General features: G+C 69.9%; 13 protein-coding genes and 1 pseudogene. 4 read left to right on the plus strand and 10 right to left on the minus strand.

Annotated features, from left to right (window positions below; all coding sequences use genetic code 11):
- Positions 1 to 47: 47 nt before the first annotated feature.
- Positions 48 to 674, minus strand: a complete 627-nt coding sequence (locus tag KUTG_RS23420) for a DUF2537 domain-containing protein (RefSeq protein ID WP_043730385.1) — start codon at positions 672 to 674, stop codon at positions 48 to 50.
- A 44-nt stretch (positions 675 to 718) separates the two neighbouring features.
- Positions 719 to 1522: a TrmH family RNA methyltransferase gene (locus KUTG_RS23425; RefSeq protein WP_043719565.1), complete on the minus strand. Its 804-nt coding sequence runs from the start codon at positions 1520 to 1522 to the stop codon at positions 719 to 721.
- Positions 1523 to 1735: 213 nt separating this feature from the next.
- Between KUTG_RS23425 and KUTG_RS23430 the strand changes: the two genes are divergently transcribed.
- Entirely contained in the window at positions 1736 to 3232 is a 1497-nt protein-coding gene (locus KUTG_RS23430) for a glutamate-cysteine ligase family protein (RefSeq protein WP_043719568.1), read from the plus strand.
- 42 nt (positions 3233 to 3274) lie between these two features.
- Here the strand turns inward: KUTG_RS23430 and KUTG_RS23435 are convergent, their stop codons facing one another.
- The gene (locus KUTG_RS23435) at positions 3275 to 3721 is read right to left on the minus strand and encodes a MarR family winged helix-turn-helix transcriptional regulator (protein WP_043719570.1); all 447 of its coding nucleotides are present in this window, start codon (positions 3719 to 3721) and stop codon (positions 3275 to 3277) included.
- 96 nt (positions 3722 to 3817) lie between these two features.
- Here KUTG_RS23435 and KUTG_RS23440 point away from each other — a divergent pair, with 96 nt between their 5' ends.
- Positions 3818 to 4747 (plus strand): alpha/beta hydrolase, encoded by a 930-nt coding sequence (locus KUTG_RS23440; RefSeq protein ID WP_043719572.1) that lies wholly within the window; start codon positions 3818 to 3820, stop codon positions 4745 to 4747.
- Positions 4748 to 4852: 105 nt separating this feature from the next.
- Here KUTG_RS23440 and KUTG_RS23445 read toward each other — a convergent pair whose 3' ends face one another.
- From KUTG_RS23445 to KUTG_RS23460, 4 genes are all read right to left on the minus strand, one after another.
- Complete coding sequence (locus tag KUTG_RS23445) at positions 4853 to 5608, minus strand: ABC transporter permease (protein WP_043719575.1); 756 nt, start codon at positions 5606 to 5608, stop codon at positions 4853 to 4855.
- A 173-nt stretch (positions 5609 to 5781) separates the two neighbouring features.
- Positions 5782 to 7029, minus strand: coding sequence for an MFS transporter (locus tag KUTG_RS23450; RefSeq protein ID WP_052395307.1), 1248 nt, complete (start codon positions 7027 to 7029; stop codon positions 5782 to 5784).
- Between the two features lie 86 nt (positions 7030 to 7115).
- Entirely contained in the window at positions 7116 to 7550 is a 435-nt protein-coding gene (locus KUTG_RS23455) for a MarR family winged helix-turn-helix transcriptional regulator (protein ID WP_043719578.1), read from the minus strand.
- Positions 7551 to 7567: 17 nt separating this feature from the next.
- Positions 7568 to 9019 carry an NCS2 family permease gene (locus KUTG_RS23460; protein ID WP_043719580.1) on the minus strand — a complete coding sequence of 484 codons (1452 nt, stop codon included), beginning with the start codon at positions 9017 to 9019 and terminating at the stop codon, positions 7568 to 7570.
- Positions 9020 to 9048: 29 nt separating this feature from the next.
- On the opposite strand from KUTG_RS23460, the gene KUTG_RS23465 reads away from it, so the two are divergent.
- A complete protein-coding gene (locus tag KUTG_RS23465; RefSeq protein WP_052396654.1) occupies positions 9049 to 9321 on the plus strand; it encodes a DUF2530 domain-containing protein in 273 nt (90 codons plus the stop codon).
- A gap of 36 nt (positions 9322 to 9357) precedes the next feature.
- Here the strand turns inward: KUTG_RS23465 and KUTG_RS23470 are convergent, their stop codons facing one another.
- Positions 9358 to 10719, minus strand: coding sequence for an IS4 family transposase (locus KUTG_RS23470; protein WP_043719583.1), 1362 nt, complete (start codon positions 10717 to 10719; stop codon positions 9358 to 9360).
- Between the two features lie 112 nt (positions 10720 to 10831).
- Positions 10832 to 11659 (minus strand): sigma-70 family RNA polymerase sigma factor, encoded by an 828-nt coding sequence (locus KUTG_RS23475; RefSeq protein WP_043719586.1) that lies wholly within the window; start codon positions 11657 to 11659, stop codon positions 10832 to 10834.
- 70 nt (positions 11660 to 11729) lie between these two features.
- Between KUTG_RS23475 and KUTG_RS23480 the strand changes: the two genes are divergently transcribed.
- A complete protein-coding gene (locus KUTG_RS23480) occupies positions 11730 to 12659 on the plus strand; it encodes an oxidoreductase (RefSeq protein WP_043719589.1) in 930 nt (309 codons plus the stop codon).
- Positions 12660 to 12720: 61 nt separating this feature from the next.
- Here the strand turns inward: KUTG_RS23480 and KUTG_RS23485 are convergent.
- A pseudogene (locus KUTG_RS23485) lies at positions 12721 to 13632 on the minus strand (hypothetical protein); the annotation flags it as partial.

Consider the following 13632-nt stretch of genomic DNA (forward strand, 5'->3'; position numbering starts at 1 on the left):
TCCCGAGAGCGTGACTCGCGGTGCCCGAGAGCGTGACTCGCGGGGGTTTACGTAGCAGGGCCTAGCAGGCTGAGCAGGAGCACGAGCCAGGCCAGGCCCAGGCCGCAGGTGACGCCTAGGGCCACCCAGCGCCAGATGGGAACGTCGCGGGCCAGCCAGACGGACGGGGACAGGCCGCCGATGATCACCACGTTGGCGATCACCGCCAGCCACAGGCTGGCCTGGGCCAGCGCGAAGGACAGGGTCGTCACGGCGATGGTGATCATGGCGGCGACGATGACGGTGACCGTGAGGCCGGTGGCCCAGGGCGTCGGCTCCCGGCGCGGGAAGTCCTCGACCACCTCCTCGGGCTCCTCGACCGGCGGCGCGGCCAGCACGGCCGGCTCCACCTCGACCATGCGCCCGGACACCGGGTCCGCGTAGTCGATGGGCAGCCCCAGCTCGGTGGCCAGCCGCCCGGCCAGCTGCCGGCCCCGTCGGGTGACCAGATCACCGGCTGTCCCGCCGACCGGCTGGTGGTCGTTGGGCACGAGCGCCCGCGCGACCTCGGCCCACTCGTGCAGCGCGGCGGTCAGGTCGGACGGCAGCGCCAGCGACCGGGGGTCGACCTCACGCAGCTGGGTGCCGTCGTGGCCGACGAGCACGGCTTTGCCCGCTCGCGCGTGAAGCTGCACGATCGTCTCCTCCGACCCGTCGGCGCCTGCCTGGTCGACGGTACTCACGACACCCCCAACGCGTGAAACGCCACGGCGGCCGCGGTGGCGACATTCAGCGAATCCACACCCGAGGCCATGGGGATCCGGACCGCGACGTCGGCCGCGTCGATGGCCTCATCGGTCAGCCCGGGCCCCTCGGACCCCAGCAGCAGCGCGACCTTCTCCCCCGGAAGCTTGCAGTCGCGCAGGTCGACGGCGTCGGCTCGTGGCGTCAACGCGGCGACGGTGAAGCCGTTGTCCCGCAACAGATCCAGCCCCGACGGCCACGGGCGCAGGTCCGCGAACGGCACCCGCAGCACGTGCCCCATCGACACCCGCACGCTGCGTCGGTACAGCGGGTCCGAGCAGCCCGCGCCGAGCAGCACCCCGTCCACGCTCAGCGCGGCGGCGTTGCGGAACAGCGCGCCGAGGTTCTCGTGGTCGCCGACGCCTTCCAGCACCGCCAACATCCGTGCGCCTTCAACCATTTCGGCGGGATCCGGTTGCGGGGCGCGATCCGCCGCCGCCAGGACACCCCGGTTCAGGTGAAAACCGACAACCTGGGCCATCAGGTCGGCCGACACGGCGTAGGCGGGACCGTCGAAATCACCCAGATCGGGGACGAGCTCCTCGATCCGGCGGCGGATGCCGAGTAGGCCACGCAGCGGGTACGGGGAGTCCAGCAGCCTGCGCACGACGATGACACCCTCGGCGATCACCAGGCCGCGCCCGCCGGGCCGGTCCGGCCGCCGATCGGCGGTGGACAGGTCGCGGAAGTCGTCCAGCCTGGCGTCCGAGGGGTCGTCGATCTCGATCACCTGCGGCACGCCACGCAGTCTCTCACTGTTCGCCCATACCATGTTTCCCGTTCGCCAGGTGTGGTAATCCCAGGCCTCCTACCAGCGCATTCTCACCGGAAGTTATGCCAATGTGACAGAGAGCACCGATTTGGCCGATGGGCAGGGTCAAACCCGTTGTGTCACCGTGGGCATTCGCTTCAGGCGCTCGGGGAACCCGGGCAGACCGAAGTGGGAGGCGGCATGGGCAAGGACGTGTCCGACCGAACATTCAGCCGGGAGGACCGCCAGCGTTACCGCGAGAAGGTGCAGCGCTGTCTGGACGCGTTGGCCAGGATGCTCACGGATGACGTGTTCTCGTTCCCCCAGCAACAGATGGGGTTGGAGATCGAGCTGAACCTGGTCGACGAGAAGCTGCGACCGGCGATGACGAACTCCGTGGTGCTGGAGAAGATCGACGATCCCTCCTTCACCACCGAACTCAGCCAGCACAACCTGGAGATCAACGTGCCGCCCCGGCCCCTGGCCGGCAACGAGGCCGTCGACCTGGAACAGGAGCTGCGTCGGACATTCGACAACGCCGACACCAAGGCGAAGGACGCCGGCGCGGCGATCGTGCTGATCGGGGTGCTGCCGACACTGCGGCGCGAGCACTTCGATCCACGCTGGCTGACCAGCAATCGACGCTACACGGTGCTCAACGACGAGATCTTCGCCGCGCGCGGCGAGGAAATGGTGCTGCACATGGAGGGTTCGCCGATGCCGGGCGGCGAGCCGGAGAGACTGCGCAGCTACGCGGAATCCATTCTGCCGGAGGCGGCCTGCACGTCCGTGCAGCTGCATCTGCAGGTGCAGCCGGACGATTTCGCCGCGCACTGGAACGCGGCGCAGTGCCTGGCCGGCGTGCAGGTGGCGCTGGCCGCCAACTCGCCTTTCCTGCTGGGCAAGGCGTTGTGGCACGAGACCCGGATTCCGCTGTTCCAGCAGGCCACCGACACCCGGCCGCAGGAGCTGCAGAACCAGGGCGTGCGGCCGCGGGTCTGGTTCGGCGAGCGCTGGATCACCTCGATCTTCGACCTGTTCGAGGAGAACGTGCGCTACTTCCAGGGCCTGCTGCCGGTGATCGACGACGAGGACCCGCTCGCCGAGCTGGCCGCCGGCCGCGCGCCGCAGCTGTCGGAACTGCGGCTGCACAACGGAACGGTGTGGCGGTGGAACCGCCCGGTGTACGACCTGGTCGACGGCGTGCCGCACCTGCGGGTGGAGAACCGGGTGCTGCCGGCCGGACCGACCATTGTGGACATTCTGGCCAACGCCGCGTTCTTCTACGGCGCGCAGCGGGCGCTGGCCACCCAGGAACGTCCATTGTGGACGCAGATGTCGTTCCAGGCGGCCGAGGAGAACCTGTACTCGGGCGCGCGGCACGGCATGGGCGCCCAGCTGTACTGGCCGGGCATCGGCTGGGTGCCGCCGGACGAGCTCGTGTTGCGGCGGCTGCTGCCGATGGCCCATGAGGGCCTGCGCGACCTGGGCGTCTCCGATGCCGCCCGGGAGCGGTATCTCGGCATCATCGAGCAGCGCTGCGTGGCCCGGCGCACCGGCTCGTCGTGGCAGCGGGAGACCGTCGCGCAGCTGGAGCAGCGCGGCGCCGACCGGGAGGCGGCACTGGTCGGGATGCTGCGCCGGTACATCGACCTGATGCACGCCGGCAATCCCGTGCACACCTGGCCGGTCTGGTAGCCACCGAGGCCCCGCCGTTCCCGGCGGGGCCTCGGCCCGTCTTCAGGCCGTGTAGGCCTGCACCGACGACGTGAGCCGCGTGAGCAGGTCGCGCAGGACGCCGAACTCCTCTTCCTTCAGCCCCATCGCGGTGCCGATGACCGGCGGCACGGACAGCGCCCGGTCGCGCAGCGCCGCACCCTCGTCGGTCAGCGCGACGGCCACCGAGCGCTCGTCGTCGGCCCGCCGGGTCCGGCGTACCAGCCCGTTCGCCTCCAGCCGCTTGAGCAGCGGCGACAGCGTGCCGTAGTCCAGCTGCAACGCGTTGCCGAGGTCCTTGACCGGGCTGGTGCCGTGCTCCCACAACACGAGCAACACCAGGTACTGCGGATAGGTCAGCCCCAGCTCGTCCAGCATCGGCCGGTACAGGGCGGTGACCGATCTGCTGGCGGCGTACAGCGAGAAACACAGCTGATCCTTCAGCAGCAAGGGGTTGTCCGTGTCGTCCATGCCACAATCATAACTTGTCAACTTAAGTTGTGCACGATCTAAGTGGACGCTACTGTTCTTGGCGTCAGGTCAGGGACCAAGCAGCAGGAGGAAGCCATGAGCGTCGTTCTGGAGCCGGCCGCCAAGGAGTTCGCCGAGGCCACCGCCAACCCGCCGTACCTGGCCGACCTCGGCCCGGTCGAGGGCCGCCGGACCGTCGACGAGGTGCAGGCCGGCCCGATCGACAAACCCGAGGTCGACGTCGAGGAGCTGACCGTCGACGGCGTGCCGGTGCGGATCACCCGGCCCGTCGGCGCGACCGGCCCGCTGCCGGTGGTGATCTACATCCACGGCGCCGGCTGGGTGTTCGGCAACGCCCACACGCACGACCGGCTGGTGCGCGAACTGACCGTGAAGACGGGCGCGGCCGTGGTGTTCCCGGACTACAGCCTGTCGCCCGAGGCCCGCTATCCCGTGGCCATCAACCAGAACTACGCCGTGGCCAAGTGGGTCTTCGAGCACGGCGCCGAGCACAACCTGGACGCCGCCCGCGTGGCCGTGGCCGGCGACTCGGTCGGCGGCAACATGACCGCCGCGCTGACGCTGATGGCCAAGCAGACCGGCGAGTTCTCGTTCAGGCAGCAGGTGCTGTTCTACCCGGTCACCGACGCCGCCTTCGACACCGAGTCGTACCGTGAGTTCGCCGAGGGCTACTTCCTGCGCCGCGACGCCATGCAGTGGTTCTGGGACCAGTACACGACCGACGAGGCACAACGGGCCGAGATCACCGCTTCGCCGCTGCGGGCCACCGTGGATCAGCTCCGCGACCTGCCGCCCGCCCTGGTGATCACCGGCGAGGCCGACGTGCTGCGGGACGAGGGTGAGGCCTACGCGGCCAAGCTGCGCGAGGCCGGCGTGCCCGTGACCGCCGTCCGCTTCGGCGGCATCATCCACGACTTCGTGATGCTCAACGCGCTGCGTGGCACCCACGCCGCCGACGCCGCGATCGACCTGGCCGCCACGTTCCTGGCACGAGCCCTGGCCTGACGTGCGAGAAGGCCCCGGGTCTGCCGGACCCGGGGCCTTCTCTGTTCCCGAACTGACTGCCGCTCCCACCACGAAGCGGTTGAGCTTAGGTTAGCCTTACCTTGTCTACGACGCAACCCGTCTGACCTTCCCGAGGGCCACGAGCTCCACCACGATCACGATCGCCAGCGACTCCACCGCCAGCAGGCCCAGCAGCACGACCAGCTGCAACGCCCCCGCCAGCCATACTGGCGAGCCCCCGAGCAACATGCCGACAAAAGCCCCCGGAAGGGTGACCAGGCCGACCGTGCGGGTCTGGTCCAGGGCCGGCAGCAGGGCATCGGCCGCCGGCTTGCGCACCAGCTCCCGGATCGCCACCGGCTCGGTGAACCCCAAGGCCAGCGCCGCCTCGTACTCCCCGTGCCGCTGCTTGAGCGTGTCCAGCACCCGGCGCACCGACAGGGTCGTGGCCGTCATGCCGCCGCCGATCAGGATGCCGCCCATCGGCACCAGGGCGATGCCCGTCACCGGCAGCAGACCCGAGCCCACCAGCAATGCCAGCGCGGGGATCACCCCCGCCACGATCGCCAGCCCCACCCAGGCGCCCCGCCGGCCCACGCCCGTCCGCGCCGCCGACGTCGCAGTCGCCACCACCGCCATGAGCAGCAGAAACGCCCCGGTCAGGCCCAGCGAGGCCAACACCGCCGTGATCACCGCGGAGACGGCCGCCAGCTGCAGCACCGCCCGCCCAGCGGCGAACACCACCGGCCACGGCGGCATCAGCCGCCCCGCCCACACCACCACCGCCGCTGCCGCCGTGAACACCACACACACGACCACCAGCGGCAGCCATCCCACCGACCCCGAGATCACAGGCCCCATCTTGATGCAGGGAAGGACGCCTGAATTGGGGGTGTGGTCCAGCGGCCCAAGGCCTCAGTGACATATCGTGTTACCGGGATGGCTTAATGAGGCGCCGGTCCTACACAGAACGGTGGTGCGGTAAGGCAACCCACTAGTGGTACCTTTGCCAAACAGTCGTGTCCTTCCCTGCATCAGGTGGGCTCGGGGACGGTGCGGCGACGGAGCAGGGAGCGGAGGCTGATGCCGCCGCGGCGCATGAGGATCAGCCCGCAGGCCAGCGTCGCCAGCACCGACACGATGCCGCCGGCGACGAACGGGGCCCGGCCGCCGAAGGCGTCGGCCAGCCAGCCGGTCAGCGGTCCGCCGATGGGGTTGCCGCCCAGGAAGACCAGCATGTACAGGCCCATCACGCGGCCACGCATCTGCGGCGACACGGACAGCTGCACGGTGCTGTTGGCCGTGGTCGTGAAGGTCATCAGCGCCATGCCGATGGGGATCAGCATCAGCCCGAAGGCCAGGTAGGTCGGCATCACCCCGAGCACGACCTCCAGCGCCCCGAACACCAGGCCGCCGATGAACAACATGCGCAGCCGGGGACGACCGCGGGTGCTCCGGCGAGCGGCCATGGTGGCGCCGGACAGCGTCCCGACGGCAAGCATCGTGGACAGCAGGCCGTAGCCGTCGGCGTCCTGGTGGAAGACGTTGGCGGCGGCGACCGCGAGCGTGGTGAAGAAGGTCATGCCGAACGTGCTGACCAGGAACACCAAGGTCATCAGCATCACGAGATCGGGGCGTCCACGCACGTAGCGAAGGCCTTCGAGGAGCTGGCCCCGCTCACGCGGCGCGGGGGTGCCGCGGTGCAGCCGGGAGGCGTCCATCAGGGCCAGGCCGGTCAGCACGCCGATGAAGCTGGCGAAGTTGCCGAGGAACACCCAGCCGGTGCCGATCAGCGTGATCAGCACGCCGGCGATGGCCGGCCCGACGATGCGGGCCAGGTTGAAGGTCATCGAGTTCAGCGCCACGGCGTTGGTGACCTGGGACTTGCCGACCATCTCGATCACGAACGACTGCCGGACCGGCGTCTCCACGGCGGAGAAGCAGCCGAGCACGAAGCAGAAGATGTAGACCTGCCACAGCTGCGCCACGCCCGTGACGTCGAGCAGGCCGAGGCCGAGGGCGCAGACGCCCATCGAGCCCTGCAGCAGCATCAGCAGCTTGCGCTTGTCCAGGCGGTCGGCCAGCACGCCGGCCCACAGCGACAGGAACAGCGTCGGTAAGAACTGGAGGGCGGCGGCGATGCCCAGGGCGATCGGGTCCTTGCCGGACAGCTCCAGGACCAGCCAGTCCTGGGCGACGCGCTGCATCCAGGTGCCGATCAGCGAGACGATCTGCCCGCTGGCGAACAGCCGGTAGTTGCGTTCACGCAGCGAACCGAACATTCCGGTTGTGCGCGGGGTTTCCGAGGTGTGCTTCTGCCCTGTTCCGGTGCTCCCCGCGTATGCCGGCACTTCGTCCGCCGCCCCCTTTACTGGCCCGCCATCCGGTCGATGATCTCGGCCGCCCTGGCGAGCAGCTCCCGATCGTCGTCGTCCAATTCCGCGAGCCGCGAGTCCAGCCAGGCTTCCCTGGCCGACACCTCGGCCCGCAGATAGGCGGTGCCCTGTTCGGTCAGCTCGACGATGGCCTGCCGGCCGTCGGTCGGGTGCGGGCGCCGGGACACGAAGCCGTAGTCCTCCAACGCCGCGATCACCCGCGTCATCGACGGGGGCTGGACACCCTCCTTCGCGGCCAGCTCGCCCGGGGTCAGCGGCCCGCACTTGCGCAGCGCGGACAGGGCCGAGACCTGGGTCAGCGTGACCGACGAATTGGTGCGCTGGGCCCGCAGCCGACGGTTGAGCCGCACCACGGCCAGCCGCAGGCGGCTGGCCAGCGACGGCTCGTTCGGCTCGGGTTCCGCCATGTAGTTAGCATACCTCACTAACTACCGGCCAGGGCCGACTCGATGGGCCCCACCGCGAAGTACGCGACGAACGCCACAGCCACCACCCACATCAGCGGATGCACCTTGCGGGCCCCGCCGGTGGCCACCGCCAGCAGCACGTAGCTGATGAAGCCGGCCCCGATGCCGTTGGCGATCGAGTACGTGAACGGCATCACCACGATGGTCAGGAAGGCCGGCAGGGCGATCCGGAAGTCGGTGAAGTCGATGCCGCTGGCCTGCCTGATCATCATCGCGCCGACGATCACCAGCGCCGGCGCGGCCGCCTCCACCGGCACCACCTGGTACAGCGGCGTCAGGAACATCGCGGCCAGGAACAGCAGGCCGGTGACGATGTTGGCCAGGCCCGTGCGGGCGCCTTCCGCGATGCCCGACGCCGACTCCACGAAGACCGTGTTCGAGCTGGCCGAGCCCAGGCCGCCGGCCGCGCCGGCCAGGCCCTCCACGAACAGCGCGCGGCCGACCTGCGGCAGCTGGCCGTCGTCACGCAGCAGGTTGGCCTCCTTGCCCAGGCCGGTCATCGTGCCCATGGCGTCGAAGAAGTCGGCCAACACCAGCGTGAACACCAGCAGCAGGACCGTGATCGCCGGCAGCCGGGTCCAGGCGCCGAAGGAGACGTGGCCGACCAGCGAGAGGTCCGGCAGGCCGAGGATCTGCTGCGGCAGCGCCGGGTAGCCCAGGTCCCAGCCCAGCGGGTTGGTGCCGTTGGACGGGCCGGCGTGGAAGATCGCCTCGATGACGATGGCCAGGATGGTCGTGCCCAGCACGCCGATCAGGATCGCGCCCTTGACCTTGCGGGCCACCAGGATGCCGGTCAGCACCAGGCCGATCACGAACACGAAAGTCGGCCAGGACGCGATCGAGCCGTTGATGCCCAGGCCCACCGGCACCGTCGTGTGGTCGGCGTCCGGCAGCCGCCGCACGAAGCCCGCGTCGACCAGGCCGATCAGCGCGATGAACATGCCGATGCCCACCGCGATCGCCGACTTCAGCGCCGCCGGCACCGCGTTGAACACCGCCGTGCGGAAGCCCGTGAAGACCAGCAGCACGATGATCAGGCCCTCGACCAGGACCAGGCCCATCGCCTCCGGCCAGGTCACCTGCGGGGCGATCGTCACCGCCACCAGGCTGTTCAGGCCCAGGCCGGTGGCCAGGGCGAACGGGTAGTTGGCCAGCAGGCCCATCAGGATCGTCATCACGCCCGCGACCAGCGCCGTGACCGCCGCCACCTGCGGGACCGGCAGGATGCCGCCCAGCACGTCCTTGTGCGCGCCCGGGTCGCTCGCCGAGAAGCTGCCGATGATCAGCGGATTGAGCACCACGATGTAGGCCATCGCGACAAAGGTCACGAGGCCGCCGCGGAGCTCCCGTCCGATCGACGAGCCGCGTTCGCTGATCTTGAAGAACTGGTCAAGCCCGTTCGCCCTCATGGCGCGGTAGCCTGCCTGACGTGGCCGACATGTCCAAAGAGGAGCCCGGTAACGAGTTGGTTGCCGCTCCCACCCCACCGCCCCTGCCGCGGGCGCTGACCGACCCCGTGCCGGTCGTCGTCGTCGGCACCGTCGTGTTCCTCGTCGCCTTTGTCATCATGCTGCTCGTCGGCGCCCCCGCGCTGTGGACCTGGTCCTGCCTTGCCGGCTTCGGCCTGGGCTTTGTCGGATACGGCGTCTTCCGCTGGCAGCGCTCCGCCGCCCGCCGCGGCTCCCGCACCGCCCAGGAGGGCCTGCTCTAGACCCAAGGCCGTGTAGTTAGGCGGTTGTGGTGATCGTCAAGCGTCTGCCGGTGTCAGGATGTCGATGCTCAGGGTGGCCTTATAGCTGGTCCGGTCGATATTGGGTCCTCTGGCCTGGTGTTTGGAGATGGCGCGTTTGACGATGCGGGGGCAGACCCGGAGCCGTCGGACCGGCATGAGGTGGGCCAGGACGTGCCGGCCGATCGTGCCGACCAGGTCGATGACGGTGCCGGCGATGACGTTCGCGGCCTGGATCACCTGGTCGCGGGAGGTCTGATAGGCGATGGTGAAGCTGGCCCGGTCCGGATCGGTATCCGGTCGGGTGCTGGTCGCGTCGGCCATGGCGGTGCGGAGCAGGTGGTAGGTGACGAGCAGGGCGTAGATCTCCTGCTCGATGCCGACCGGGGTGCGGGCGCGGAGCACCCGGCCACCCAGGATGGTGGATTTCAGCTCCAGGTAAGCGGTTTCGATCTCCCATCGCTGGTGGTAGAGCCGGATCAACTCGGCCGCCGGGTAGTCGTGGGGGTCGAGCAGGGTGGTGGTCAGCCGGTAGATCCCGGTGTGCCGGCCGGCGGTGGTGGCGATGGTGATCTCGCACTCGATGACGCGCACTCGCAGGCCGCCCAGGATTGAGAGGTAGGAGCCGTCTCGGTAGCGGGTCAGGATCGGCATCGTGCGGCCGTTTTTCAGGCGTACCAGCAGATCGGCGCCGGTGGTGGCGATCTGGGCGAGCAGGCCGGCGGCGCCGAAGTTGCGGTCGCCCAACAGGATCATGCCGGCGTGCAGGCTGCGCAGCAGCTGTGGTGTGTAGGTGGTCTCGCCGATGGTGGTCGGGCCGAACACCGCGTCGATCACGCTGCGGGTGCCACACGCGAGCAACGCGACCAGCCGGATCTGGGGGTAGCCGGCGCCGCCGTGGTTGCCCCGCTGCTTGGTGAACCGGGTGAGCATGCGGGGGTTGTCGGGCACGGTCAGGGTGGTGCCGTCGATCGCGCAGACCAGCAGTCCGCGCCAGCGGGTTCCGGGAGCTCGGCCGGTGGTGGCGGGGCCACGGAGCAGGTCGAACAGCCACCGCAGGGGTGCGGCACCGACCCTCTGGCGGGCGGTGGCCAGTCCGCTGGCGGTGGGGGTGGCGGTGGGCAGGCCGTCCAGGGCGGCGGTCAGCTTGCGCCAAACACCGGAGTATCCGACCTCGGGGAACAGGCAGGCGGCCAGGAGCAGGTAGACCACCACCCGGGAGGGCAGGTCCCGCAGGCGGTGTTGGGTGGTGCGGGTGGCGGTCAGGGCCTCGTCGATCATCTCGAACGGGAGGTGTTGGGTGAGTTCACCGAGGTGGCCGGGCGCGTATCGGCCCCCGGCCACGGTGATCGCGCGGGTGATGGAAGACTGGGTGTCCAACGGAGTTTCTGCTGTCTGGTGATCTTGGTCGACACCGTTCTAGCAGGAACTCCGTTGCCCTTTTCAGCGGGCTGGACATCCGCGCCCAACCCTTAACTTCACGGCCTTGGCTCTAGACCGGCCTGACGTCGATGTCGTCGAGCCTTTCCGGGTCCGCGATCACGTCGTAGGCCGTGACCTTCCCGCCGCTGACCGTGATGGCCAGAATCAGCCGCAAGTGTCCGTTCGGCGCGACGACCGCGCCCGTCTTGCCGCCCACCAGGGCAGGCTCCGCGTGGGCCGCCCGCTTGCCCAGCACGAGCATCTCCCGCGCCACGTTCTCCCGGCCCCGGACCACCGTCGCCCGCCCCGTCGGCAGGGCCTTCGCGTCGGCCGTTCGGACCACGTCCGGCGCCAGGACTTCGAGCAGTGCCTCCAGGTCGCCCTCCCGTGACGCCTTGAGGAACGCCTCCACGACGGCCTTGTCGGCCGGTGCCATCGGCTCGACGCCTCGGACCCGGTGGCGGGCCCGGCTGGCCAGCTTCTTCGTCGTCGCCGTCGTCCGGTCGACGATGGCCGCGATCTCCTCGAACGGCACCGCGAACAGGTCGTGCAGGACGAACGCCACCCGTTCCGCCGGGCTCAGCCGGTCCAGCACCACGAGCATCGCCCGGCCGACCTCGTCGACCAGCAGCGCTTCCCGCTCCGGGCCCTCCACCTCGGCCGGCGGGTGCCAGTCGATCGGCTCCTCACGCTTGGCCCTGCGGCTGCGCAGCATGTCCAGGCTGATCCTGGACACCACCGTCCGCAGCCAGCTCTCCAGGTTGTCGATGCTGTCGGCCTTGGTGAACCGCAGCCAGGTCTCCTGCACGGCGTCGTCCGCCTCCGCCGTCGAGCCCAGCACCCGGCCGGCCACCGCCCGCAGCAGCGGCCGGTGCGCCTCGAACCGTTCAGCGTCCATCGGTCACCTTTCCCCGTCGCGATCCGTCTGTGTCGTGCCACCGACCGACCGACGCTCCAGGGAGTCCTTGATGAGCCAGGGTAGCGCCTTGCTGCGCCCCGTGACCTTGGGTGATCTGACGCTGCCCAACCGCGTGGTGATGGCCCCCACCACCCGCTGCCGCGGCTCCGTGCCGTCCCCCTTGCACGCCTTGCACTACGCCCGCCGCGCCTCCGCCGGGCTGATCATTGCCGAGGGCACCCTGGTCAGCCCTCAGCCCGTCCCTTTCGTAGGCGTGCCCGGGCTTTTCTCCGACGCGCAGGTCGCCGGTTGGCGTCGCGTCACCGACCTCGTGCACTCCCTCGGCGGCCGGATCATGGTCCAGCTCTGGCACGCCGGCCTGCGCCCCCTGTCCTCGACCGAGATCGCTTCCGCCATCGCCGACTACCGTTGCGCCGCCGCGAATGCCGTCCGCGCCGGCTTCGACGGCGTCGAGATCGCCGCCAACGGCACCTACCTCGTCGCCCAGTTCCTCAACCCCCGCCTCAACCGCCGCACCGACGCCTACCGCTCCCCTTCCCTTCTGTTGCTCCACATCCTCGACGCCGTCCACTCGGTGTGCCCCCGCGTCGGCGTCCGCCTCTCCCCTTACTGGCTCCCCACCGACAGCACTCCCCCTTGCCCCGCCTACCTCCCTTCCGAGGCCACCCTCTCCGTCTACGACGACCTCGTCCCCCCGCTCACTTCCCTTGCCTACCTACACCTCCGTGGCCCCGCTTTGTTCTCCCCCGACGCCTTTTCCCGCTACCGCAAGCTCTTCCCCGGCTTCTTCATCGCCAACAACGGCTTCTCCGCCGCCACCGCCTCCGACGCCATCGACTCCAACCTCGCCGACGCCGTCTCCTTCGCCCGTCACTTCATCGCCAACCCCGACCTGGTGACGCGGTTCGCCCTCGACCAGGAATTGTCCTTGGCCGACAAGGCCTTCAACTACGCGGGCGGTCCCGAGGGTTACGTCTGATCACCAACGCCTCAAATAAAACAGCCCTCAGCGGGTGGGCCGAGGGCTGTGACGAGAAGGATCAGGACAGGTAGGTCGCGGCGGTGGGGTCGTCGAGGAGGGCGGCGAGGAGGTGGCGGTCGTGCCAGCAGTCGACGGCCCAGGCCAGCGCGCGGGAGAGGCCGGCGGGGGTGTCCTCAGCGTGGACGACACCGTCCTCGGTGACCCACCAGGCGACGGGGTAGCGGGTGTCGCCGCGGCGGACGGAGAGCTCGTCGTAGACGACCACGAGGCCCTCGGGGACGGGGCGGTCGAGGAGCTCGCTGGCGGCGACGACGGCGCCGAGGTCGGACCAGCTGACGGGCTGGCCGTTGCCGATGAGGGCGTCGGCGTCGACCTCGTCGGCGGCCAAGGGGAGGTCGAGGAGCTCGGCGAGGGGCTCGGCGTCGTCGGGATCGGCGGCGACGACCTGGTCGGGGGTGAAAGCGGCGAGCAGCCAGGGGGAATCGAGCACAACGGTGTGCTCGCCGGAGACGGAGGCGCCGGACAGGGCCCGGACCCGCTCGTCGAGTTCGACATCGCCGGCGTCGACGGCGCCGGAGCGGACGGCCTCGGCCAACACGCCGTGGGCCCGCATGGCGACGCCGGAGGGCACGTCCCGGGAGGGATCTCCCAGGCGCTGCAGGACATCCGTGACGTCGGCGGCGTCGGTGACGACCAAGGAGGCGCGAACACCGATGGCGGCCAACAGATCCGTGCGGACGCCGACATCGGGGATGGGGTCGTAGACGCCGGCCAGGGCGTCGGCGTCGGGCAGACGCCACGAACGAGGCGAGGAGCCGGCGAGGCTGGCGTTGCGGGCCAGCCACCACGAGGTGTAGCCGCCGGGCAGCAGGATCGCTTGCCACGTCTCGGGTTCCGCGGCCAACAGGCGCAGCGCGTCCGGCCACTTGTCGTCGGCGACGAGATCGAGATCCCGCACGCCGGCGAAGGT

This window comes from Kutzneria sp. 744 (assembly GCF_000568255.1).
Lineage (GTDB): Bacteria > Actinomycetota > Actinomycetes > Mycobacteriales > Pseudonocardiaceae > Kutzneria.